The sequence below is a fragment of the Arthrobacter sp. K4-10C genome (genome assembly GCF_059090085.1).
On the sequence record NZ_JBNHFI010000010.1, the window covers coordinates 48,634 to 72,800 of the forward strand.

Below are 24,167 nucleotides of genomic sequence, written 5' to 3' on the forward strand. Positions count from 1 at the left end.
GTCAGGCGGACGACCCCGCTGAGGCAAGTGCCGCCGTCGTGCTTTCGAAATAGCCAAGCAGCGTCTTCACCAGGTGCGGCGCGAAATCCTCTTCCAGCGACAGCACCACTCGGCACCGCGCACCTCGGACGTCCGGATAGCCGGCATACAATCCCCGCATGTCGCAGACGGTCTGTCCGCGGGATGGCCCGGAGGAGGTGTCGACGACGGCACGCACCACCGGAGCCGCCGCAGCTTCAACTGCACCCACGGCGAGCGCCGCCGCCAGCGGATCGTGCATCGCCGAGCAGGGGCGGCCGTAGATGCCCTCGTAGAAGCGGAAGTAGTAGCCCAGCATCTCTCCCAGCGCCTGCGGCACCGGCGCGGACGAGGCCAGCAGCTCCTGCCGGTGGTGCTCCTCCAGGACGGACTTCATGGTCACGTCCAGCGGCACCAGGGTGACGTCCCAGTCGGCGGCGAGCACAAGGGCGGCGGCCTCGGGGTCGTTGTGGATGTTGGCCTCGGCCACCGGCGTAATGTTCCCGGGAGCGAGTGCCGCGCCGCCCATCACAGTCACGGAAGCCACCAGCGAAGGCAGCGCGGGCTCCAGCCGAAGGGCTTCGGCGATGTTGGTCAGGGGGCCGATGGCGAGCACCCGCAGCGTCCCCGGATGGGAGCGGGCCAGCCGCACCAGCATCTCCGCCGCGGACTCGGAAGCCAGCCCGGCAGGAGAAGCCGCAAGCGACACTTCGCCGATCCCGTTCTGCCCATGCACCCAAGGCGCACCACCCCCGAAAGCGCCGGCGAGCGGATCGTGGGCACCCAGCGCCACCGGGATGTCCGCAGAACCGGCGAGCTGGAGCAGGTCCAGCGTGTTGCGGGCCCCGACTGCGGCGCTCACGTTGCCGCTGACGGTCCCGATCCCCACCACCTCGGCGGCAGGGGCGGCGAGCAGGTAGGCCAGGGCGAGGGCGTCGTCGATCCCGGTGTCGCAGTCCAGGTAGAACGGGGAGGTGGCAGTCATGGTGCTTCTTTCAGATCGGTGATGGGTCAGAGAGGTCAGACGGTCCCGCCCTTGGGGGCGGCGACGAAGAGGCTGACGATGAACGCGGCGGCCGTGATGCCTACCGAGATCCAGAGGGCGGTGGCGTACCCGGCGGCCGTGGCCTGGGCGGCGAAGGGGGCCACGAGGACGACGCCGAGGCTCGCCCCGATGCCGAAGGAGGCACCGTTGATGCCGGGCAGTGCAGCCGGGGCCTCCTTGGGCGAGAGCAGCACCGAGAGCCCGTTGATGGCGGTGAGGAAGAAGCCGTTATAGAAGATGCCCAGCGCGGCGACGGCGATCAGCACCGCCACCTGGCTCTCCGAGAACGCGGCGGCAGTGATGGCGCAGGCCAGGCTCAGCCCGGTCCCGGCGCGCAGGGTCTTGATCCAGCCACGCCGGTCGGCCAGCCAGCCGGCAAGCGGTGCCGCAAACACGCCGATAAGCGCGGCCGGGGTGAGGAACAGCAAAGCCGACACGGACGCGGAAAGCCCGAAGCCGCCGTCGGAATCCTGGCTGAGCAGCACCACGGTGAAGTTGATGATCGCGAAGATCCCGGCCAGCGTGAGGACGGTGGTGGCGATGACCGGCCACACCTGGCGGGAGCGCAGGTGGTGGACGGCGATGAGCGGGTGGCTGCGGCGTTTTTCGATGAACCAGAACGCGGCGAAGGAGGCGACGGTGGCGGCCAGCAACGCCAGCGTGCCGGGTGCGGTCCAGCCCGCGGCGGATCCGCCGGAGACGAAGTACGTGATGAACACGAGGAACAGCGAGAGTGAACCGGCGCCCCACCAGTCCATGGCGCCGCGGACCCCCTCGGGGCGGCCGGCCGGGACCACCCGGATGATGCAGGCGGCGGCAACGGCGGTTAGGACCAGCACGACGACGAAGATGGACCGGAAGCCCAGGGTCTCGGCCATGAGGCCGCCCACGTAGCCGTCCACGCCGCCCACTCCCCCGTTGATGGCGGCGATGATGCCCACCGAGGTGCCGAAAACTTTCGCCTGGAGGTTCTCGCTGAGGACGATGTACGCGAGCGCGAAGACCGCGCTGGAGACGCCCTGCAGGAACCGGCCGGTGATGAGCAGCTCCAGCGTGGGCGCGGTGATGCAGAGGATGGTGCCGGCGCCCATGATGCCGAGGACCAGCAGCAGGGCGGCGCGGCGGCCGATGAAGTCGCTCCACCTGCCGATCACGGGCCCGGCGATGGCGCCGGCAAGGAAGAACATGGACTGGACCGGGGCTGCGGCATCGGCGTTCCGGCCGAAGCTGGCGGCGATCTGCGGCAGCGCGGGCGTGACCATGCTGGCGTTGAGCTGGAAGGAGAGCACGCCGAGCAGCAGGGTGGAGATCAGCAGGGCGGCGCGGCGGCCGGAAAATTTGGCCGGGCTGTCGGGAAGTACGACGGCGGCTGCGGCTTCAGCGGGCGGCGCGGCGGCCGCCGGGGTCGGGGTGTTCACATCAAACTCCTTTGTTCGAGCAGGCGTGCTTGCCTTTCTGCGGGCAAGATCGAGTTGTTATACAACCATGTATGACTGACAAGTACAACCCATGGCGTACACTGATTTCTGTTCCCGCCGCGTCCGGCACCCCTCCGAAAGAGACTTTCCATGAGCAATCGACTTCCTGCCGTCACCGTGGTCGGCAGCATCAACCTGGACCTGATCGCCACCGCAGAACGGCTTCCTACAGCCGGCGAAACCATCGGGGGCGCAGTGCTGTCCGAACAGCCCGGCGGCAAGGGTGCCAACCAGGCAGCGGCGGCGGCGCGGCTCGGCGGCAGCGCCCGCATGGTCGGCGCCGTGGGCAAAGACGCGCAGGGCCAGCGGATGCTGGACGCCCTGGCAGGTGCCGGCGTCGATACCGCTGCCGTTGCCGTCCTGCCCGAAGCGACCGGTACCGCGCTGATCGTGGTGGACGCCGACGGCGAGAACCAGATCGTCGTGTGCCCGGGCGCCAACTCCCGCCTCTCGCTGGAGGGTGTGGAGTTCGGCCCCGATGAGACGGTGCTGTGCCAGCTGGAGGTGGGCCTGCCCGTGGTGGTGGAGGCGGCCCGGCGGGCGAAGGGCCCCTTCGTGCTGAACGCGGCGCCGGCCATGGATCTCCCGGCGGAGCTGCTGGAGCGCTGCGACCTGGTGATCGTCAATGAGAGCGAGTACGCCCTGATCCCTGCCCTCGCCGGAGCCAAGCTGGTGGCGGTCACGTACGGTGGCGAGGGTTCCGCCATGTTCGAGCACGGCCGGAAGGTGGCGGAGGCGCCGGCGTCTGCGGTGCGTGTGGTGAATACGGTCGGCGCGGGCGACGCGTTCTGCGCAGCCCTGGTACTGGCCCTCGGTGCCGGGCTCGGCTACGCGGCAGCGCTTTCCGTTGCCAACGCGGTGGGTGCGGACGCGGTGGGCGATCCCTCGTCCCAGCCGGCGCTTGCCCCGCTGGCCGGGTACGTTTCGAGGGTTGCCGGGGCGGACGTGTCCGGGCCGTGAACTTGATGTTCCGGCCTGCAGTGCCGGCCGATTACGACGACGTCCGGCGGATCACGCGGGACGCCTACCTTTCGGCCGGGCACTTTCCGGCGGACCACCCGTACATGGGCGTGCTTGAGGACGTGGAACACCGGGCGGAGCACGCCGAGGTGTGGGTGGCCGAAACGGCCGGCCATGTGGTCGCGGCGGTGATGCTGACGTTCGCCGGCCAGCCGTACAGCGAGATCGCCATGGAGGGGGAGCTGGAGTTCCGGATGCTCGCGGTGGACCCGGCGATCCAGGGCGGCGGCGTGGGGCGGGCCGTGGTCCGCCGGGTTATCGACCATGCCAGGTCCCTGCCGGGGATCGGCGCGATCTGCATTACCAGTGCAACCTTCATGGAGCGTGCCCACGCGCTGTACGAGTCCCTGGGCTTCCGCCGCGCGCCGGACCGGGACTGGTACGTGCCGGGCGAGGACGTCCTGCTGTGGGTGTTCCGGCTGGAGCTTTAGGAGACCGAAGCCTCCCGGTGGTTGAGCCTGTCGAAACCGAGCCGGTCGATGCCTGGATTCCCGCCCCACATCGAGGGCCGAGAAGATAAAATTGGCCATGGTTGTGCTCTTCTCAGCAATCGGAATTTTGTTGTGGGTTGGCGTCCTTTTCGCCGCCCTCGTTTTCTTCGGAGTGGTCTGGCTCTTCTGCCGGACGATGCTTTGGATTTTCGGCCTTGCCGGCTCAACGACCCGTCAGAAGGTGAGTGCTGGTCCTAACCGGTATGCGCGGCCCGCTCCGAGACCAGTGGCTCCGCCCCGCAGCGCCGCACCGGTCCCTCCGGCGCCGGCAAAGAAACCTGCCGACGCCGAAGTCATGCCGGACCTGATTCCCAAATGGAACCAGGCGCACCGGCGCTACGTGGACCAGGACCGGGCAGACTGGCAGAAGCAGTTCGACTCCCTGAACTCCCGCCGGCTCTAGCCACCGCGATAGCCCCTGCCGAATAGTAGCTAGGCTTTTGCTGCACACCATCGCCGATTTAGGGGGAGCTCGACTTGGAAGCAGCAGCAGTAACTACATGGATGTTCGTCGAGGAATGCCCGATTCCCAATGACGTCATGGAACTCATGGTTGGCGGTGAGCAGCCCGTCGCGGCCTACCGGACGTTCCGGGACAGCGCCATTTTCACCACCAAGCGCATGATTGTTCGGGACGCCCAGGGCATCACGGGCAAGAAGGTGGAGGTCTATTCGCTCCCCTACTCCGCCATCAACATGTGGTCGTCAGAGAATGCCGGGAAGTTCGATCTCGACGCCGAGCTTGAGCTGTGGACCCGGGCAGGTCACATCAAGATCAAAGTCGGTAAGAAGGCCGACATCCGGCGTCTCGACATGTTGATCGCGCATTCCGTCCTGGGTGGCCAGCACTGATTATATGGCCCGGGGAACTTCCCCGGGCCATTCGACTATCCTTGTCACGCAGTTAACCGGCCATTCACATCCTCCTCGGAACCTGTCCAACCGGCCTTCCTACGGTCGAAGGCATGGACAACATCTCACGCAGATCCCTGATTTCCGCCGGCCTTGGGGCAGGCCTGGTCGCTGCCCTGCCGAGCGCCGCCGTCGCGGTTTCCACCGCTGACGACGCCGGCCTCCGGACTGATCCCTTCATGCTTGGTATCGCCTCGGGTGAGCCGTGGCCCGACGGCTTCGTGATCTGGACGCGCCTGGCACTGGACCCGCTGGCCAAGGACGGCCTGGGCGGCATGCCGTCACGGCAGGTCCCCGTCGCCTGGGAAGTGGCCGAAGACCCGAACATGCGCCAGGTAGTATCCCGCGGCGTCGAACAGGCCAGGATCGAAACCGCCCACTCCGTGCACGTGGAACTCAAGGGCCTCAAGCCCGGCCGCGAATACTTTTACCGCTTCCGCAGCGGCCGCCACATCAGCGAGGTTGGCCGCACCCTCACCAGCCCGGCGCCGCACGAGACGCCGGCGGCGCTGGCTATGGCGTTCGCCAGCTGCTCGCAGTACGAGCACGGCTACTTCACCGCCTACACCCGCCTGGCCGAGGACCACCCGGACCTGGTGCTGCACCTGGGCGACTACCTCTACGAGTACAAGAAGGACAGCTACGTGATCGGCGGCGGCAACCCGCGCGACCACCAGGGTCCGGAGACCACCACGCTGGCTGGCTACCGGCAGCGGCACGCGCAGTACAAGTCCGACGCCGACCTGCAGGCAGCGCACGCGATCGCGCCGTGGCTGGTGGTCTGGGACGACCACGAGGTGGACAACAACTGGGCGGACGAGGTCCCGGAGAACAACGACGCCGCCCAGCTCAACGACACCACCGAGCGGTTCCGCCAGCGCCGCGCCGCCGCCTTCCAGGCCTACTACGAGAACATGCCGCTGCGCGCGTCGTCCGTCCCTGCCGGGTTCGACATGAAGATCTACCGCACCATCCAGTGGGGGCAGCTGGCCAACTTCCACATGATGGACACCCGGCAGTACCGCGACGACCAGCTGGCCGGCGACGGCTGGAAGAAGAACGTCACTGAACGCCTCGCCGAGGACCGCACCATCACGGGCGCCGAGCAGGAGAAGTGGCTGCTGGACGGGTTCAAGAACTCCACCCAGCGCTGGGACATCCTGGGCCAGCAGGTCTTCTTCGCCGAACGCGACCGCAACGCCGCCGCGGACATCGACGACGTCTCCATGGACGGCTGGGACGGCTACGCCGCCTCCCGCCGCCGCATCACCCAGGGCTGGGTAGAGGCCAACGTGCGCAACGCCGTCGTCCTCACCGGCGACGTGCACCGCAACTGGGCCAACGACCTCAAGGCCGATTACAAGGACCCGGCCTCGCCCGTAGTTGGCTCCGAACTGGTTTGCACCTCCATCACCTCCACCGGCAACGGCACTGGCTCCACCACCGACCCAGTCATGGCCTGGAACCCGCACCTGAAGTTCTACAACGACAACCGCGGCTACGTGAACACGCGCGTTACGAAGGATGCGATGACCGCGGACTTCCGGGTACTGGACTACGTCACGACGCCGGGCGCCCCCGTTTCGACGAAGGCTTCGTTCGCGATCCAGGACGGAGTACCGGGGTTGCAGATGCGCGGCTAGCCTCTGCCTCTGCACAAGATGCGCAACTTTTGGGGGCCGGGGAGTTGCCTTCTCTTTTGTTGACGCGGAGTGCCGATTGAGGCCCGGACATAAGTTGCGTATCAGGGCGCATGACGACGGCGGGTGGCTTGCTTTACTGCCGGCCACCCGCTGCCCAAGACTGGCGCGGCGGACAGTAGGGAGATTCCGAGACACCGAAGGTGTTTGAAAGCCAAGGCCTTGGTGAAGTCTGCCGCTATTCCTCCGTAACCGTCCGGCGGTATGAGGATCCGGAAGCAGTCCGCTCCAGCAGGCCGAAGTCGACCAGATAGCGGCGCAGCAGCACCACGTCTTCGGTGTAGCTCAGCAACCGCTCGTTGACCTGCCTCTCGGTGAGGTCCTCCCCCGGCCGGATAGCTTCACGCACGATCCACGCCAGGAGCTCGCGCCGGTCCACCGGGCTGGCCGGGTACCGTTCGATTCGGCCCAGTCGCAGGAAGCGGTCCACCCCGGTCCTCGGCTGGCGCCTTGGCTGCTGGGAGAGAAGCTCACGGAAGACCGCCTCCGACGCCACCAGGCCGCTGCTCCCGCTCCATTCGACAAGACCGGCTTCCAGCAGAATGCTGATGGCTTTTGAGCGCTGCTGGTCCTTGACGCCCGGGAGTACATCCTCACCAAGCACGATCTGCGCATAAGCAGTCCGCGCATCCCGGTTCGCGAGCGCCGCCATGACCCGGCGCCAGTGCGGTCCACCTTGACCCGGTGATCCGTTCATGGCACTCCACCTCCCGCCGCTGCGCAGAACAGGGTCCAGTTCACATTTCTCCCGGCCCCGAAGCTCAGCAAGAACTGACTTAAAGCTGGGACAGCAGCCTACGTCCGGCCTATACGATTCCCCTAGACAGGCCCGGGCACGGGCTTCCGGCGAACCGAACATGGGGGAATCGATGCAGGAACTCAGCCGCATCTATTGGACGCGTCAGGGCCTTCGCCTTGCTTACACGGCGGTGACGGTGTGGCTCGCCGTCGCCGTGCTAACCGCGCTCATGCCGAAGGCGGCACCTGTTGGCGGCGCAGGTTCCTCTTCTCCCGCGGAGGTGCTGCGCGGCCTGGTGGACGGCGTTCTCGCTGCGGCCATGCTGCCCGGCCTGGCCGTCGTGGGGCTGGGCATTGTGGCCGCCGTCGACGGCGGGACTACGTCACGTCCGGCGCTTCAGTCAGCGCCGGCGAACGGCAGCCACTCCCCTAGTCTCGCGCCAATGGCGTCCTGTTAACGGGACCGGACCACGGCCGCGACCGCTTCAACGGCGGAGCGCGGGCTCGTCAGGACCGGAGTCTTGAGCCCGTTCAGGAGGGCGGCGGCAGGTTCCATGCTCGCCTGGGCAAGGACAACGACGTCGCAGCAGCCTGCGAGCGCACGGGCCGCGTCGGCGATGCGTGAGTGGTAAGCCTCCGCATCCCCTGCCAGGAAGGCCTCCCAGGCACCTTCGACGACGCTGACCTCAACAGAGATATCCGATCCCGCGTTTGCGGCCTCCTCCGCGAGGACGCGTGTGGTCGGCTCAACTGTGCTCGTGAGCGCCACGAGGACACCGACCCGCGGGCCGAGAGTCACGGCCCGGCGAAGCATCGGCCGGTCGATACGGATAACATCCAGTCCGCCGCCCGACAGTCCCTCCGCTACCTCGCCCAGCGTCGAGCAGGTGCAGAGCACCACCTCACACCCGGCCTCGCGAAGTTCCGCAAGGTGGGAGGTTACGATGGCACGCACGCTCTCGGCGTCCCCGTTCCGCCTGGCCACCTCCAGGGCTTCGGGATCCACGCGGTGGACCGTGGAGGCGGAGGGCATGAGCTCACGGGACAGGGCCTCGAACGTCGCCTCGTGAACCTGCGCCGTGTGGAGGAAGCCGACCATACCCGCGGCTGCTGGACGAAATTCGGTCATGGAGCCCGACTCTAACAGGGCGGTTTCTCACGAACGTCGCAACACCGGCGGAAAGTGGTGTTGTTTCATGCGCAGTTCGACGCGCCGATCGAGGAAAATGGGGCCTCCGGGCTTGGTTGAGAATCGGCCTTTGTATGTTCAGCTCATGAAAGAAGCAGAGGGAGCTGTTCCACGGGACTCAGAATTTGAGTAGTTGGGCGTCCGTGGACCCGTCAGTGTAGGTAACTTCGACGGGCACTCCTTCATCAGAGGCATTCCGCAGGTCGTTGCCGGGTAGCCAAAAGGCGAAGTGGCCTTTCGCGACGGTTGCTATCACTTCTTCGTTTGCCGAGTTGGTGTAGGTAATCGCCGCGACTTCGGCTCCCACGCGACCTGACGCAAGCGAGAGGGGTTTGTTTGAGCTTGTTCCGGTTCCGAGTTGGGTCGCAGCAATACCTCGTGCAGGCAGTGCCGCCGCGTTCGTGGTTTTTCCGACCGAGCCGAATGACCCTTTGTCGAACCAGGGGGCCGTGGCGTCGGCGGTACATGACGCTTCGAAACCGTCAGGACCAGTGAGGACCACAGTCACCCATGCCCCCCGCCGCTCAGCAACGGCTACTTCCGCCGCTGAAAGTTCGCTTGAGTACATTCCGTCGCCAACACGTCGGGTTGACGAGAGGCAGTCTGCGACGGCGCCGTCACGCTCGGCGCCAATAAGCGTCCCCGGTACGGCAGTCCACGTGGCGAATGCCGGGTCGCCTTTCCCTGAAAGTGCGGGCACTACGATTAATCCCGCCGTGACTGCTGCTACCAGGCCTCCGAGAGCCACGGCTCGTCGTCTGCGGGTGGTCGTGGATTTGGCCTGCTTGTGAGTAACACCCAACCTGCCAGGGAGAGCCGAAGTTGGTTCCGAGCTAAGTATGCGCACAAGGTCTGCTTCCGCCCGGGTGGGGTTAGCCTGTGGGCTCTGCCCGGCTGCGTCCAGGGAGCGCAGCAGTGTGTCGAGGTTCTGGTCATTTTTCATAACGTTGGCGCCTTCTCAGGTGTTGCCGCCGGAATGTCGGAAGCATGATGGGGGAGGTGGTCGAGTAGAAGCCGGAGAGCCCGTCTGGCGCGGGTCAGTCTCAGTCGGAAAGCCACGGGCGAGATTCCGAGGACTGTGGCCGCCTGCGGCGCGGCAAGGTTCTCGAAGACGGCAAGTCCCAGAGCTTCTTGATGGACTTCAGAAAGAAGCATCCAAGCGCGGCTTAGATCTATGCGACTACCGACCAGATCAGCATGAGAGGTGCTCCACGCAGTTGGTTCTGCTTCAGCGAGACGGACGCCGAGTGCCCGCCGTCGCTGTTCACCGCGTCGGGCATTCAGCATAAGATTCCGCGCGATCCCGAAAACCCAGGCACGGGCATCGTTCTCGTTCGCCGGTGCTTCAGAGAAACGCTTCCAAACGACAAGGAACGCCTCAGCGACCACGTCCTCCGCATTTTCCGTGTCGGTGCGACGCTGAACAAACTTCAGTAGGTCGGCATATGCGGATTCATATAACGACCGAAAGACGTCCGCCCTGTCAGGGGCCCTCGATAGATGACTCATACCCTGTACCTGTCCACCACCTGCCTAAGTGTGTCGCAAATGATCGAACAATTTTGGCAGCCCCCTTACCGAGCAAGAACCGGGGCGCGGTGACCCCTGCAACTAGCGAACGGCCCGGTCGACGTTCACCCGGCCATTCGCCCAGAGAGTGCCCGTCCCGGCGATCTTGTCGGCTGTCGATTCGACCTTTGCGCGGATTGCCGAGCCTGTTGCTCCGGGGTTGGTGCTCCAGGCCAGGGCGGCGGCCGCGGAGACGATAGCCGAGGACATGGAGGTCCCGTTGCCAACGTCGTACCCGAAAGAACGGTTGTTCTGCGTCCCCAGTACGAATGCATGATTCGGGAACGTGGAGTAAACGTTGAATCCGGGTGCGGCGATGTCCACCCAGCTGGCGCCGTAGGTTGAGAAGGATGCCTTCGCGTCCTTGTTGTCCGTGGCGGCGACAGCAATGACGTTGGGGTAACCAGCCGGATAGATTTGCGCCTGGTTGCCTCCGTTGCCTGCTGCGGCAACGAGCACCACACCCTTGTTCCAAGCGTTGTTCACCGCAGCTTCGAGGGTGCGTGAGGCTCGCACTCCAAGGCTCATGTTGATGACCTTTGCACCATTGCTCACCGCCCAGTTGATGCCGTTCGCCAGGCTTGAGCTGGATCCGACGCCGCTGTCATTGAGGACCTTGCCGTCCAGGATGCTGCAGCCCGGGCACACGCCGGCCACGCCGACACCGTTGTTGGCGGTGGCGGCGACGATCCCTGAAACATGTGTGCCGTGGCCGTAGTTGTCGTCACCAGTCTCCCCGGCGGTGAAGTTGGCGCGGGCGGCAACCTTCGGTGCGATGTCGCCATTGTCGTTGGCGACGCCGGAATCAAGGACGGCCACCTTGATACCGATGCCGGTGGTGACGGTCCAGGCCTCGACGGCGTCTACGTCGGCATCCTTCGTGCCAGCCGCTATCTGGATGTCGCCTTTGGTGTTGGTGAATGACTGGCCGTCGTTCTGCAGGGCGTACTGCCGCGGGAAGAACTCATCGGTCGTAGAGGCAAGGACCACCTGGTCCGGCTCCGCATACTCAACCACCGGGTTCCGGCTCAGGGCTTCGATGAGCTGCAGCTCCTTCCCGGCCGGCACAGTGATGAGGCGGGCGCCGGTGCTGCCGACGCCGGGTCCGTCGCCGAGGGCATGCTGGCGCAGCACGCCCGCGGCCGCACGGTCGTCGCGGAACTTGACGAGGATCTGCCCCTCCGTAATTGACGGCTGGGGCGCAGCATTGCCGGGGACGACGGCGCCGAACAGGGAACCAAGAACCAAGGTGATCGCGGCTAAGCCCGCCGGCACGAGTTTCTTCATAGGGTCATCTTCCGCGCACCCGTGCTGGCTCGATAGGGGGAGATGCCCCCTTATAGTCCCGCAGCCAACGCACGCGCGGCGGGCGCCGCCGTCGTCTTCGCGTCTGTGCCCGGGAATTGCGCAGAAACTTTTCCTATTGACAAGAAAAGTTTCCGCAACTTACCGTGAATGTATTGCACACGTTCAGCACTTCCAGGAGGATCCGTGAGCTTCACGTCCCGCAGGGTCACCTTGGCCGACGTCGCCAATGCCTCCGGTGTTTCCATCGGCACGGTATCCAAGGCGCTCAACAAGCGCGGCCAGTTGCGTGAAGACACCCGGGACCGTGTCCTGGCCGCGGCAAGGGAGCTCGGTTTCGAGGCCGCTTCTCCGGAAGGCAGCAGCAACGACGTCCTCACCATCGGCCTGGTGACCTCGGACGACATCGGACGCTTCAGCATTCCCGTGATGTACGGGCTGGAGGATTCGTTCGGCCCGGACCACGCCTCGGTGCTCATCAGCAACTCCCGCGGCGACCTGGTTCGCGAGCGCCACTGCGTGGAGACGCTGGCCTCACGCAATGTCGATGCGATCGTGGTCATGACCAACCTCACCGGCCCCCGCACCCCACTGCCCCCGACATCAGTTCCGATCGTCTATGTCATGGGCCATTCTTCCGACCCCGAAGACATGTCCGTGGTGGTTGACCAGGTGCAGGGGATGCTCCTCGCGCTCGAACATGCAGCCAACCTGGGCCACCAGAACATCGCCTATGTGGCCGGGCCGCGCCAGGACTACTCGGCCCGCATCCGCGCCCAGGCCGTCCAGGAACATGCCGGAGCCTTCGGCCTGACCCTGGTGAGCGACCGTCCCCTCTACGGAAACTGGTCCGAGGCCTGGGGCAGGCAGGCCGCCCAGATGCTGCGCCAGCGGGTGGAACCTGTGGACATCGTGCTCTGCGGCAGTGACGAAATCGCCCGCGGTGTGGCTGACGGACTCCGCGAGGCAAACATTGTGGTGCCCCACGACGTCGCGATCATCGGCTTCGACAATTGGGCGGCGGCGGCCGTGAACTGCAGGCCCGCCCTGACAACCATCGATATGAACCTCGAGGAACTGGGCCGCGCCGCAGGAGAACGCGTCCTGGAAGCCATCGGCGGAAACAGCAGGACTGGAGTGGAAGCACAGCCCTGCCAGCTCATCGTCCGCGATTCCACCTAACCTCCATCCACGCCAACGTAAACGACCACTAGGGTCCAATGATGCACTCCCCGCCGGCCGCACTTCCCATGCACCCCACCACCGCCACCGCGGAAACCACCCTGCCGCCGTCGTCCTTTCCCTTGGCCAGCGTCCGGTTGCTGCCCGGCGACTTCAAGAACGCGCAGGACACCAGCATCCGCTATGTCCTGGCACTGGACGCCGACCGCCTCTGTGCGCCCTACCGCAGGGAAGCAGGACTTACGACGACGGCGGCGGGGTACGGCGGGTGGGAATCCGACGGCATGGGAGGACACATCGGCGGGCACTACCTTTCGGCCTGCGCGCAGTTGTTTGCGGCAACGGGCGATGCCCGCTTGCTCGAACGGCTGCAGTACGTGCTGGGCGTGTTCGAAGAGTGCCAGAACGCGGCGGGCACCGGGTACCTGGGCGGGGTTCCCGGCGGCCGCCGACTGGGCGAAGAACTGCGGGCAGGAGTCGTTGATGCGGACCTGTTCACGCTCAACGGGCGCTGGGTCCCGCTGTACAACCTGCACAAGACATTCGCCGGGCTGCTGGACGCCCACACGTATGCCGGGGCCGAGTCTGCCCTGCGTATGCTGACCCGCATGGCGGACTGGTGGCTCACGGTTTCCGCCGGCCTGGACGATGCCACGTTCGAGGACGTCCTGGCCACTGAGTTCGGCGGGATGAACGACACCCTGACGTCCCTAGCCCAGCTGACCGGGCGGGAGGAGTATTTGCGCGAGGCTCAGCGCTTTTCGCACCGGGCCATCCTGGAACCCCTCGCCGCGGGCCAGGACCGGCTGGACGGGCTCCACGCCAACACGCAGATACCCAAGGTGGTGGGGTACGAGCGGTACGCCCAGGCCACGGGCAGCCAGGAGCACCGCAAGGCGTCCGACTGCTTCTGGCACACCGTCACCCGGGAGCGGACCGTATCCATCGGGGGCAACAGCGTCCGGGAGCATTTCCACCCGTCGCGCGATTTCACGCCCATGATCCTCGACGTCCAGGGGCCGGAGACCTGCAACACCTACAACATGCTGAAGCTCGCCAAGCTGCGCTTCGAGCGGGCCGGCCACCCGGCAGCGCTTGAGTTCTACGAGCGTGCCACCTTCAACCACATCCTCTCCTCACAGCACCCCGAGCGCGGCGGGTTCGTGTACTTCACGCCGATGCGTCCGTCCCACTACCGCGTGTACTCCACCGTCCATGAGTCCATGTGGTGCTGCGTGGGCTCCGGCCTGGAAAACCATGCCCGCTATGGCGAGCTGATCTACAGCCACAGCGGCGGCAGCCTGGCGGTGAACCTCTACATCGCCTCTGAGCTCACCTGGGCCGAACGCGGAGTGAAGGTGCGGATGGAGACGGATTTTCCGCACTCGGACACAGTCCTGCTGACCGTCACGGCGGAAAACCCCACAGCCTTCACCCTGCAGCTGCGCCGGCCGGAATGGGCAACGGCCATGGAAATTCTTGTCCATGAAACGGACGCTGCCGGGAGGCAGCCGCAGGCGCAGGCAGTGGAGGGGAACACCGGCTTCCTCCATCGCGTGTGGGAGGGAACCACCACGGTCTCCGTCCGGCTGCAGGCCGAAATCCTGGCCGAAGCCCTGCCTGACGGTTCCCCCTGGGTTTCTTTCCTCTACGGGCCCGTGGTCCTCGCGGCGCGGGAGGGAACCGCCGGTGTGGAAGCCGTGCAGGCGCCGGACGAGCGCATGGGCCATGTTGCCTCCGGTCCGCAGGCTCCCCTGGCCGGCACTCCGGTGGTGGTTGCGGCAGACCCGGCAGCCGCCGTCGAACTGTCCAACCGGGCTGCCGTCACCGCGGAACTGACCGCCGTCCGGGACGGCGCAACCGTGCGGCTCAAGCTGGAGCCGTTCGCCGGGATCCACGACGAGCGCTACACGGTGTACTGGCCCACGGGTGCCTCCGCCAAGGTACGGACGGTCGAGCTTGCCGCGACGGATGCTGCCGCGGACAAGAGGGGCGTCGTCGACGCCGTGACCGCGGGCGAGCAGCAGCCGGAGTCGGACCATTTCTTCGCCGGTGAAGCGACCCGGGCCGGCGGCAACGACGGAGTGCACTGGCGCAACGCGACGGGTTGGTTCTCCTATGTCCTCAAGGATTCCGGCGGCAGGGCCGCCACCCTACGGATAAGGATGCGGCCTGGCACAGGACACGGGCAGCGGATCAGCCTCAACGGTGTGGCACTGACCGAGGCTTTGCGCTCCAGCGTCGAGCATGGCGCCGAGGTTACCGAATACGCAGTCCCCGCAGAGGCAAGGACTGAAGTGTCCGGAGCACTCGTGTTCGCCGTCCATGCCCTCCCCGGCACCGCCACCGGTGACCTGCTTTCCGTCGAGTTGCTTGAGTGCGGGCAGGCTGGCTGATGGGGGGTGGCTTCACCACGCCGGTAGCGGCCGTGAGTCCTCCCTTGCGTAACAAACCGCATCACCGGGCCCGGCTCTGTATTGTCTTGTCACGCCGGAATATATCCAGTCGTTGGATGACAAACCTTGTAACAAGACTTTATGACTTCCGGACCGGCACGATTTTCAACATCGAGTTCGCAGCCTATGCGGTGCGCTTCCGTGCAGGTCCTGGCTAATTGAAATGGAACCATATTGGGGAATTTGGACTTCAAAACTGTACGAACTCTTGGCCCGGAGGGGTCGAATCTCGAGGCTGCTGCCCATGAATGGTTCCGGAGAAATAACATCGCCGGAACCGTAGTGCTGCATTCCAGCGTCGAAGACGCCATCGAAAGCGCGGACGGCAAACACGAAGCAGTCATGGCCTGCGCCGCCTATCCAAAGTTTCACGACATTGTGTTCGGAAACCTCGCAACCCTGGAGATCGTGGACAGCTTCATCATGCCCACGCACAACATGGTTTTGGCCGCGCCAAAGGACAGCGCCATATCCACGTGCGCCAGCCACCGTGCCCCGAGTTCCCTGCTGCCGGAGGGCGTGCGCTGGGTGGAAAGCACCAGCAACTCCCAGGCCGCCCTGGACTGCCTGGATGGATTGGCTGATGCCTGTATCACCACCGACATCTCGGCCAGACGGCATGGCATGTCCGTGCTCCATGACTTCGGGCCGGTACCTATGGCCTTCACGCTGCATGCCGCGCCCTGAACGCCGCAGCGGATCAGACACAACTGGAACAGACGTTAAACGAAGGAAGCAATAAATGAACCCGACAACAACGGCCACCAGGACCCTTGGGAGTTTTGTCGAAGAGACAACCAGGAACCGCGCGGACCACCTGCGCCGCACGCTGTCCCCGCTCGTGGAAACGTTCCGGCGTCGGCAGGAACTGGATGGACGGATAGAACAGCCGCAGGACAGCGACGCGGTGCTGCTCCGGGAGATTGCGGACGTGGCTGTTGCATTCCTTACCGGGATGGGTCGGGTCGGCCAGGCGGATGCCCTGCGTAAGGACATTGACGGCTGGCTGGAGGCTGGCCTGGGCGCCAAACCAGGCTTTGACCGCAGCAGGGACGCCTTCGCTGTGGTTCCGAACAACGCAGAGATGTTCTTTTTGGGGGCCGTGTACACAACCAACAGCGAGCAGCCGTGTGGCCACCGGCTGGACTATTTCTACGCGCAGCGCCACGAACCCACGTTTGTGACGTCGATAGCGGACGCATACCCCCACCCGCACAACGTGGTGCAGGAAGTCATCCTTCTTGCAGGGAGCGAAGGTTTCACGCGCGGCAACTGCCTAGTTTTCTTCCCGGAAAACGTTGCCGCCGCGGAAAAGATCAAAGAGCAGAACTATGCCGTGTTTTTCTTCAGCAAGTTCAAGGCCATCCATGAGGGCATCGGAGTTGCGGCAGCCCGTGAAGTGATGACACCGGAATCCGTCATCCTGGATTCCGATGGCATGGACCCGTACGCGTGCTATGAGGCCCGTAGCCTTTGGGGCTACCTGCATGACAGGGCGCACTTCAGCGGAAAGTGGCCTATTTCTGATTACACCCTGCTGAAAATGAACTGGTTCATCGGGGTCCTCGAAGAGCTCAAAGTTGATGCGAAGGCTATCCTCCTCGCCCACTCCACCTCCATGCCGTATGCCGATGAACTGCTCGCCATGATTCTTGTCGAACGGCTGTTCCGGTACCCGCTGGAAAAGGAAGCGGAATCCAACTTTGACGCCGCGACGGGGGTTTTCCTGTATTCCTGGTTCCACGCAACCGGCGCCATCAAGGTGTCCGCTGACCGTCTCCACATCGACCGGGACGCTGTCCTCGCGCAACTTCCTACCCTCGTGGCGGAAATCGAAGCCCTTGAGAACGGCGCGCACACGCCGGAGGAGTACAAGGCCGCAGCCAAGTCGTTTGTCTACGAGTATTTGGCACCCGGCGAGGCCGGCCGCCGGTACAAGTTCCTGCCATACCAGGAAATTCTGCGCTCCAAAAGCAGCCACCTCGCGGACCAGGCAGCCCTTGATTTCTCCGATCCGGTTCTGTGATCCGCGATGACCGTTGAAGGAACCAAGCCTGAATTGACCAGACGGCCCAAAGTACTGGCACTGCACCAGCGGACCAGCCTCGGCTGGTTGTTTGAAAGTGCGGCCGCCGCCGGTTTTGACATCGTCCTGGTGCCGCTGGATGCAGAGAAGGCAGTCACGCCCGCCCAGCTGCCGCCGTGCGTCACGGACGTTGTCCCGGCTGATTACACGAGGGACGCTGAGGACCTTGTCAGTTTCCTGGGCACGGTCGTTGCAGACCACGCCATCGACGGGGTCCTCGCCTGCCACGAGGATTCGGTGGCCCTGGCGGCACGCTTGGCTGAAGCCTGCGGCCTTCCAGGCATCTCCCCGGCCACGGCGGACGTGTTGAGGGACAAGGGGACCTTCCGCCTGGCCCTGGACGACGCCGGCCTGAACGTTCCCCGCTTCGCTGCAGGCACCTCGGAGGAGGACCTTCTGGCAGCAAGTGCCGCGCTGCAGTTTCCGGCAGTGGTGAAACCGGTGGATGGCTACTCGAGTGCCGGGGTCATTCGGGTAGACCGGCACGAGCTGCTCCCGGCGGCAATTGCCAGCTGCCAGGAGGCTGCCCGGCCACTCCGCGAACAGCTCGGCATCGCCGGGCAGCGCATTGTGGTGGAGGAATTCCTCGACGGCGTGGAACTGGCCGTCGAGTCCCTCAGCTATGCGGGCCGCACCCGCATCCTCGCCATCGGATACAAGGGACAACCCGCCGGCCCCTACTTCGAGGAAAGCGTCTACCAAGCCCCGGCCCGGCTGGATGGCAAGCTCCTTTCGCTCGTGCACGAGCAGGTGCTAGCCGCGCACCAGCACCTTGGCATCGGCTGGGGACCCACGCACACCGAACTCAGGCTCGGCCCGGGAGGACAGCCGTACATCCTGGAAATCGGTGGACGGGTGGGCGGCTCGGGTGTTTCGCACTACATCGTGCAGGCGTCAACCGGAGTGGACTACTTCGAGGAAGTTCTGGCCGCAGCAGTTGGCCGTGAGCCGGCAGTGATGTCGCTGCCGGAAATCCCGGCCCGGGCGGCCGCAGGCAATTACATCGTGCAGTGCCAGGGAGCAGGGGTGTTCCAGGGCGTTGATGGCCTGGACGAGATCGAAGCAGACCCCAGGGTCGACCTGGTGGTTCCCACCATGCAGCGGGGCCACGTAGTTAAGCCCTATCCGGAATTCAGTGGGTATCCAGGGTTCGTGCTGTCCCGTCACGAGGACATGGAGGACCTGGAAGGCTTCCACAAGCATCTCGACGACAGGTTGAAAGTGGTGTTTCAGTGATCACAGAAGCAGACACCATCTGGTGTGACGGACGCATGGTGCGGGCCGACGAGGCCAGCATCAGCGTGATGAGCCACAGCCTGCACTACGCAAGCTCTGCCTTCGAAGGGATCAGGGTTTATGACGGCGCGCCCTTCAAGAGCGAAGAGCACCTGGCCCGGCTGGCTTCCTCGGCAGCAATCCTGGGCTATGACCTTCCGTTCTCCATGACGGAGATGCAGCGGGCAGTCGCCGATGTGGTGGTCCGGAACGGGCTTCGCGATGCCTATGTCCGCCCGGTTGTCTGGCGCGGCGAGGAATCTGTGGGCGTGCGGGGCGAACGGTCAACCGTCCACGTCGCCGTCGCTGCCTGGGAGTGGCCCTCCCCTTTCTCCCGGGAGCAGGTTGAACGGGGCATTTCCGTCCAGGTCTCGCGGTGGAGGCGGCCGTCGCCTGAGTCCGCGCCCACGGAAGCAAAGTGCGCGAATCTTTACACCATCGGCACGCTCGCCGCTTCCGAGGCAAGCCAGGCAGGGTTCGACGACGCCCTCTTCCTCAGCCACCGGGGGTTTGTCGCCGATCTCACCGGCGCCAACATCTTCCTGGTCATCGATGGCGAACTGCACACCCCGGACTGCGACTCGTTCCTGGCAGGAATTACCCGGCAGACGATTCTCGACGGCGCGGCCGGGCTTGGCCTGAAGTCGCACGTCCGGGATATCGACGTGGCGGAGCTGGACGCGGCGAGCGAGGTGTTTGTCTGCGGGACTGCATACGAAATCCTTCCCGTGGCCCGGATCAACCAAACAACATACTCCGCGTCCGTGACGGCCGGACGCATCCGCGACTGGTACCTGTCCCTGACCCGGGTGAAGGAGCTGGTATGAACGGGCCGGACACTGGCCCCGGCACACGCCGGCGCGTCCTCATGGTGGGGCTGGACTGGCCCGCCATCGATGCAGCACACCGGATGGGCCTGGACGTCGTGGTCATCTGCTCCAGCAAGGCGTGGAAAAACTCCTTCCGCTCCCACACAGATGAACTTTCCCCGCTTCTGGTGGAGGACCAGTCGGTCATCGATCAGTGCCTTTCAGCCCTCAGCCTCGCCAGGCTTGACCTGGAATCCTTCAACGGCGTCTACACCACGGACGAGTTCTCCATCGGTGCGGCTGACCGGCTGGCGGACTTGGCCGGTACGCCCAGGATGACCTCGAACGGGTCGGTCATCCAGTTCCGCGATAAGGCCGTGCAGAAAATGGCGCTCGGCGGAAGCGCTGTTCGTACCGCAGGCGCTGTCCATGTGGACGACATCCTGGCCTTCGACCCCTCCTCCCTTGATTGGTCGGAACCCCATGTCCTGAAACCGGTGGCCAGCGCCGGGACCATGCATACGGCCAAGGTCTCCACCCCGGACGAGTTTCTTGAAACGGTAGGCCGGATCCGCGGCACCAGGGCCGAGGACCTGAACTACGTTGTGGAGGAGTTCATCGACGGTGACGAGTGGATCGCGGATGGAATCATCTTCGACGGGAACGTCGAGTTTCTCTCCTTCAGCCGTTACGGTGAGCCGTGCCTGGACTCGCTCGGCGGCGGACGGGCGATGACGATGCAGAAGCTGGACCACGACGTGCACCGCGTGGACGTGGAACGGCTGACACCTTTTGTCCATGACGCGCTGGCTGCCCTTGGCGCCTGGAACGGCGCCTTCCACATGGAGTTCTTCTACCGCCCAAGCGACGGTACGGCCATCTTCGGTGAATGCGGCATCCGCCGGGGCGGCGCCTTCACGTATGAACAACTCCTGGCCAAGTATTCCTACAACATCGTTGAAGCGGCCTTGAACTGTTGCCTGGGCGAAAGGCCGGACTGCGCCCCTGTTTCCTCGCCCGCAGCAGTCGGCACCACGCAGCTGCTGAACGTGCCGGGAACGTTGCTGGCGGCACCCAGTTACCAGGACATCGAGGCCCAGCCGGGCGTGGAGTTCGCCCGTGTCTTTTTGCCGCCGGGATCAGTCATCACCCACGGCGAAAGCCACGGAACGCACATCCGGTCCGCGGAGGCACTGGTTGTAGCCCGCACGGACGCCGAGCTGGAAGCCAGGATCCGTTCCTTGCAGGAGTGGTTCCACGAGGCATCGCTCGTTGTTCCCGTCACCCAGGATGTCGCCGAACTGCGTCAGTGGCAGCGCAAGCACTTTCCCGAGTCCGCTGCCGGCGACCGGACCTACCTGGGACGTGGACTGGGCAGATGAAACCCGCGTTCCTCGAGATTGCCGGAATTGCCTGGCTGAACGAAAACCAGCTCGGAACGGCCAACCACAGGACGCTTGCGTCCATGACCTACAGCGCCCTTTTCAAAGCACTTGCACGGGGGCTCCTGGTCGCGGTGTCAGTCCTGTTCGCAACCACACAGGTGCACTTAAGCGCCGGTGAGACGGCCTGGGCATTCACCGTTGCCGGCGGACTGGGGCTCGCGGGCTCGCTCCTGGGCGGCTTCCTGTCAGACCGGTGGCATCCGCGGACAATCGCGGCCGTCTCCTCATTCCTGGCGGCCGGGGCCCTCACCGGGCTGGCGGTCTTCCCGCACGCATCTGTCTTTGTCGTTCTCCTGAGCGTGGCCACCTTCGCCGATCGTGTTTCGAATTCCAGCAACGCCACGCTCGCCGGAATTGCCGTACCCGGTGAATACTCGGTCCGGACGCGCGCGCTGATGCGGACCGTGGGCAACATCGGAATCTCCCTCGGGGCGTCCGCCGCGGTGCCCGTTCTGCTTGCCTCCACGGCACCCTGGTACGTGGCAGCTTTTGCCGCCATGGCGGCCCTGGAAGTCCTTGCCGGCGGTTTTCTTCTTCGGGTCGCCGCGGAGCGTACGGCAATGCCTGCTGCCAAAGGCCACTTCCCCGTGGGAATGGTTGTCCGCGACGGCAAGTACATGGTCTTCGCGCTGCTGGCGGGGCTGATGTCAGTCCTGTACCTCGTCCTGGATTTCCTCCTGCCGCTGTGGATCACCACGGGTACATCCATGCCCACCTTCATGATCTCCGCGGCGGTAATCCTCAACACCGTCCTGGTGGTGTCCCTGCAGATGCGGTTCGCGGCCATGGCATCCGGCTACGGGGCCGCCGTCCGGGCCTGCCTGCTGTCCGGCGCCGCATTGGCTCTCGCCGCCGTCCTGTTCAGCGCAACCGGATCGTCCAATACCGTGTTCGCCATCATTGCCCTGGTCCTTGGCGTGGTGACCCTGTCAGTTGCGGAGGTTATCTTCTCCGCCGCCGGCTGGACCCTCAGCTACGCCCTGGCCGACCAGGGCAGGCTTGGCGCCTATCAGGGGGTCTTCTCCTTTGGAACGTCCCTGGGTGTCATGGCGGCGCCGCTGATCCTGACGTTCACTGTGGCCAACCACGGGCTCGGAGGATGGTTCCAACTGGGGGCGGGCTTCCTGGGCCTGTCGGCGGTAATGTTCTTCATTTTGCGGCACCGGAGTTTCCGGAAGGCCGGTACCCGCGACCTGGTGGCTGCGGGCTAAACGAGGTGCAGGGCATCTGCCCGGCGCCGTTGAACAAGGCCGAAGACAGTCACTCGTGCCCCGGTCTCGGAGTGGTGGCCCTGGAGGAACCATCGGGTCCACTTCCTCCGGTTACGGGACGCCAACGCCCCGGTTCGGATACTCGTTATCCTCTCCTCGGGGCCAGCATCGGTGATTTGCTCACGGTGGAGGCAGCGGCTCGCTCACGCCGCGTCGCGGCCGTGGTCGCCACTTGCCTACTTGATCCACGGTCCGCCCGCTCAACGATGACGCCAAGCTGATCCCGTGCTGGCCTGTACAACGGATGCCGGCTCACGGGAGACTGACGCCATGCGCAACCTGGCCTTCGGTATGAACGTGAGCCTGGACGGTTACATCGCCGCGCCCGGCGACGACCACGGCTGGGGCATACCGAGCGACGAGCTGTTCCAATGGTGGTCCGACCGGGTGGGGGCGACGGACCTGGCGCTGTACGGGCGCAAACTGTGGGAGACCATGAGCTCCCACTGGCCGACCGCCGACCAGCAGCCTGGCGCCACACCCGCGCAGGTCGAGTTCGCCCGCCGCTGGCGCGACATGCCGAAAATGGTGTTCTCCTCGACGACCAGCACGGTCGAGTGGAACACCCGCCTGGTCACCGGCGACGCGGTCACCGAGATCACCCGGCTCAAGGCCGACGACGGCGGCTCCATGGACATCGGCGGTGCCACACTCGCCGCGGCGGCCATGCGGGCCGGACTGATCGACGAGTACGCGATCGTCACCCATCCGGTCCTGGTGGGCGGCGGCACGCCGTTCTTCACAGCCCTGGACAAACGGGTGAACGTGAGCCTGGTGGAGACCCGGACATTTCCCGGCGGCGTGGTCCTGAACAGGTACGAGACCAGGCGCTGAGTACCCGGGCAGCCTGACCACGCCGTCGCCAACGAAGCACGCCAGCCAGGACAAGCTGCGAGCGTGGGACCCATGTACAGCTGTTCAGGCGGAACCTACTATTAGCCATGCCCATGACCGGCCGAGCTGTCTCTGTTGTGGTTCTGCTCGCTGTCGAGGCAGGGTTGGCGCTGCTGGCCGTGCTGGTCCACCACGGTTTCATGGCGATGTACGGCGATATCACCGATAACGCTTTCGAGGGCCTCACCTGGGGGTTGACGGCCGGTCCCGCCGGATTGGCGCTCGGTCTGGTCGCGGTGGTGGCCGTGCTCGGCTTGGTGCTCTCACCACGACTGTGGATGCGGCTGACGGCCGTGGCCATTCCGGTCATAATGCTGCTCGGGATGCTCGCTGTCACGCCCCCGGCGCTGAAGCAGAAAACCGAGAGTCAATACGTTTCCACTCCGCAATGCATTACCGAGGGCACGGATGAGCCCATGGCCACCGCAGATCGCGAGTCCCAGCAGGCGTTCGATTCAATCAGGCACATCGGCCAATTTAGCGGTGGAGGCATAAGTGGCGTGGGCGGCTGTGCCCGCTGGTTCGTGCTCTCAGGCGACGCCGATGTGTTGCAGCACTACCGTGCAGCGCTGCCGGAGGCGGGCTGGGAAGTGGTCGAGGATGACGGGAGCCACCTGCGGGCCCAGCGTGGAGGCCGGGCGTTCGAGGTGATGCCGTGCCCTGGAGGCGGTGCCATCTGGACCGGAAGCGAGGACCACCCCGCATTCGGACAGGGAACGGTTATGCCTTCGGGCACCGACATTTGCGCACACCACTTCTGAAAACTCCAGCAGCATCTTGCCCAAGGCGTCGGCGGTCAACTGGGTGCGTCAGCGCGCTGCTTTTCGTCCGGCCAGACCCAGCAAAGCCATGGCAACAGACAGGGCAAGCCCTGAAGCAATCAGCGGAGTGGTCTCCCTGTCCGGATGCCGGAACGACTCCCGCGTGATCCGCTCCCACGAGATGCCCAAGATGTGCACGGTCCCCATCCACCCGACCGCCCGCCTCACCCACGGACGGGGCATGGCAATCAGCAGAGCGGTCCCTGCGGCATGGACCGCCAGCGTATGCCACGGCGCAGACAGCCCGCTGCCCATGCCCCACATGTCGCGTGCCACATCCTCGGGCTTGCCCCGCCCCATGGGAGTGTCGTAGGGGATCCCGTCCCGGGTGGCTTTCCGCGCCGCTATGAGTTGCAGGATCAGTTGCACCAGCGAGACTGACGCCAAGGCTTTCATGATCGGTCCTTCCAGGGGCACGGCCGGGACGAAGAGAGTACCGCCGGGCGTGGGAGGAGGGCAATGT

At 65.2% G+C, this 24,167-nt stretch carries 23 protein-coding genes; 15 read left to right on the top strand and 8 right to left on the bottom strand.

The annotated features are described in order from the left end of the window. Position 1 precedes the first annotated feature (1 nt). Both AC5RUU_RS14880 and AC5RUU_RS14885 read right to left on the bottom strand, forming a co-directional pair. Positions 2–1,003, bottom strand: coding sequence for a nucleoside hydrolase (locus AC5RUU_RS14880; RefSeq protein ID WP_493975969.1), 1,002 nt, complete (start codon positions 1,001–1,003; stop codon positions 2–4). A gap of 35 nt (positions 1,004–1,038) precedes the next feature. Next, a complete protein-coding gene (locus AC5RUU_RS14885; protein ID WP_493975970.1) occupies positions 1,039–2,481 on the bottom strand; it encodes an MFS transporter in 1,443 nt (480 codons plus the stop codon). 150 nt (positions 2,482–2,631) lie between these two features. Here AC5RUU_RS14885 and AC5RUU_RS14890 point away from each other — a divergent pair, with 150 nt between their 5' ends. The 4 genes from AC5RUU_RS14890 to AC5RUU_RS14905 all read left to right on the top strand — a co-directional run bounded on the left by AC5RUU_RS14890 (position 2,632) and on the right by AC5RUU_RS14905 (position 6,607). Beyond that, positions 2,632–3,501, top strand: a complete 870-nt coding sequence (locus AC5RUU_RS14890; protein ID WP_493975971.1) for a ribokinase — start codon at positions 2,632–2,634, stop codon at positions 3,499–3,501. A 5-nt stretch (positions 3,502–3,506) separates the two neighbouring features. Then, the gene (locus tag AC5RUU_RS14895) at positions 3,507–3,992 is read left to right on the top strand and encodes a GNAT family N-acetyltransferase (protein WP_493976103.1); all 486 of its coding nucleotides are present in this window, start codon (positions 3,507–3,509) and stop codon (positions 3,990–3,992) included. 537 nt (positions 3,993–4,529) lie between these two features. Beyond that, a complete protein-coding gene (locus AC5RUU_RS14900) occupies positions 4,530–4,904 on the top strand; it encodes a PH domain-containing protein (RefSeq protein WP_493975972.1) in 375 nt (124 codons plus the stop codon). Between the two features lie 113 nt (positions 4,905–5,017). Next, complete coding sequence (locus AC5RUU_RS14905; protein ID WP_493975973.1) at positions 5,018–6,607, top strand: alkaline phosphatase D family protein; 1,590 nt, start codon at positions 5,018–5,020, stop codon at positions 6,605–6,607. A 235-nt stretch (positions 6,608–6,842) separates the two neighbouring features. Here AC5RUU_RS14905 and AC5RUU_RS14910 read toward each other — a convergent pair whose 3' ends face one another. Beyond that, complete coding sequence (locus tag AC5RUU_RS14910; RefSeq protein ID WP_493975974.1) at positions 6,843–7,361, bottom strand: DUF2087 domain-containing protein; 519 nt, start codon at positions 7,359–7,361, stop codon at positions 6,843–6,845. Positions 7,362–7,533: 172 nt separating this feature from the next. On the opposite strand from AC5RUU_RS14910, the gene AC5RUU_RS14915 reads away from it, so the two are divergent. Then, positions 7,534–7,860, top strand: coding sequence for a hypothetical protein (locus AC5RUU_RS14915; RefSeq protein WP_493975975.1), 327 nt, complete (start codon positions 7,534–7,536; stop codon positions 7,858–7,860). On the opposite strand, the gene AC5RUU_RS14920 is transcribed toward AC5RUU_RS14915, so the two are convergent. The 4 genes from AC5RUU_RS14920 to AC5RUU_RS14935 form a co-directional block, all read right to left on the bottom strand. Continuing rightward, a complete protein-coding gene (locus AC5RUU_RS14920; protein WP_493975976.1) occupies positions 7,857–8,531 on the bottom strand; it encodes an aspartate/glutamate racemase family protein in 675 nt (224 codons plus the stop codon). The two genes, AC5RUU_RS14915 and AC5RUU_RS14920, sit on opposite strands and share 4 nt — an antisense overlap. A 178-nt stretch (positions 8,532–8,709) precedes the next feature. Further along, positions 8,710–9,291: a hypothetical protein gene (locus AC5RUU_RS14925; protein WP_493975977.1), complete on the bottom strand. Its 582-nt coding sequence runs from the start codon at positions 9,289–9,291 to the stop codon at positions 8,710–8,712. A 239-nt stretch (positions 9,292–9,530) separates the two neighbouring features. Further along, complete coding sequence (locus AC5RUU_RS14930) at positions 9,531–10,100, bottom strand: RNA polymerase sigma factor (RefSeq protein WP_493975978.1); 570 nt, start codon at positions 10,098–10,100, stop codon at positions 9,531–9,533. Positions 10,101–10,202: 102 nt separating this feature from the next. After that, positions 10,203–11,447, bottom strand: a complete 1,245-nt coding sequence (locus AC5RUU_RS14935) for a S8 family serine peptidase (protein ID WP_493975979.1) — start codon at positions 11,445–11,447, stop codon at positions 10,203–10,205. Positions 11,448–11,651: 204 nt separating this feature from the next. Between AC5RUU_RS14935 and AC5RUU_RS14940 the strand changes: the two genes are divergently transcribed. The 10 genes from AC5RUU_RS14940 (at position 11,652) to AC5RUU_RS14985 (ending at position 23,644) form a co-directional block, all read left to right on the top strand. Next, entirely contained in the window at positions 11,652–12,647 is a 996-nt protein-coding gene (locus AC5RUU_RS14940; protein WP_493975980.1) for a LacI family DNA-binding transcriptional regulator, read from the top strand. 38 nt (positions 12,648–12,685) lie between these two features. Beyond that, positions 12,686–15,043: a beta-L-arabinofuranosidase domain-containing protein gene (locus AC5RUU_RS14945; RefSeq protein ID WP_493975981.1), complete on the top strand. Its 2,358-nt coding sequence runs from the start codon at positions 12,686–12,688 to the stop codon at positions 15,041–15,043. Between the two features lie 243 nt (positions 15,044–15,286). Next, positions 15,287–15,790 (top strand): type 2 periplasmic-binding domain-containing protein, encoded by a 504-nt coding sequence (locus tag AC5RUU_RS14950; protein ID WP_493975982.1) that lies wholly within the window; start codon positions 15,287–15,289, stop codon positions 15,788–15,790. Between the two features lie 55 nt (positions 15,791–15,845). Further along, on the top strand, positions 15,846–17,129 hold the full coding sequence (locus AC5RUU_RS14955) for a DUF6421 family protein (RefSeq protein WP_493975983.1): 1,284 nt from the start codon (positions 15,846–15,848) through the stop codon (positions 17,127–17,129). Between the two features lie 33 nt (positions 17,130–17,162). Further along, a complete protein-coding gene (locus tag AC5RUU_RS14960; RefSeq protein ID WP_493975984.1) occupies positions 17,163–18,425 on the top strand; it encodes an ATP-grasp domain-containing protein in 1,263 nt (420 codons plus the stop codon). Beyond that, positions 18,422–19,291, top strand: coding sequence for a branched-chain amino acid transaminase (locus AC5RUU_RS14965; protein WP_493975985.1), 870 nt, complete (start codon positions 18,422–18,424; stop codon positions 19,289–19,291). Before AC5RUU_RS14960 ends, AC5RUU_RS14965 begins: the two co-directional genes overlap by 4 nt. Further along, positions 19,288–20,655, top strand: coding sequence for an ATP-grasp domain-containing protein (locus AC5RUU_RS14970; RefSeq protein WP_493975986.1), 1,368 nt, complete (start codon positions 19,288–19,290; stop codon positions 20,653–20,655). Before AC5RUU_RS14965 ends, AC5RUU_RS14970 begins: the two co-directional genes overlap by 4 nt. After that, positions 20,652–21,929, top strand: coding sequence for an MFS transporter (locus AC5RUU_RS14975; protein ID WP_493975987.1), 1,278 nt, complete (start codon positions 20,652–20,654; stop codon positions 21,927–21,929). The genes AC5RUU_RS14970 and AC5RUU_RS14975 overlap by 4 nt, the downstream gene beginning before the upstream one ends. Positions 21,930–22,259: 330 nt before the next feature. Continuing rightward, complete coding sequence (locus tag AC5RUU_RS14980) at positions 22,260–22,823, top strand: dihydrofolate reductase family protein (protein WP_493975988.1); 564 nt, start codon at positions 22,260–22,262, stop codon at positions 22,821–22,823. A gap of 113 nt (positions 22,824–22,936) precedes the next feature. Next, positions 22,937–23,644 (top strand): hypothetical protein, encoded by a 708-nt coding sequence (locus AC5RUU_RS14985; protein WP_493975989.1) that lies wholly within the window; start codon positions 22,937–22,939, stop codon positions 23,642–23,644. A 48-nt stretch (positions 23,645–23,692) separates the two neighbouring features. Here AC5RUU_RS14985 and AC5RUU_RS14990 read toward each other — a convergent pair whose 3' ends face one another. After that, positions 23,693–24,100, bottom strand: coding sequence for a hypothetical protein (locus tag AC5RUU_RS14990; protein WP_493975990.1), 408 nt, complete (start codon positions 24,098–24,100; stop codon positions 23,693–23,695). Positions 24,101–24,167: the final 67 nt, after the last annotated feature.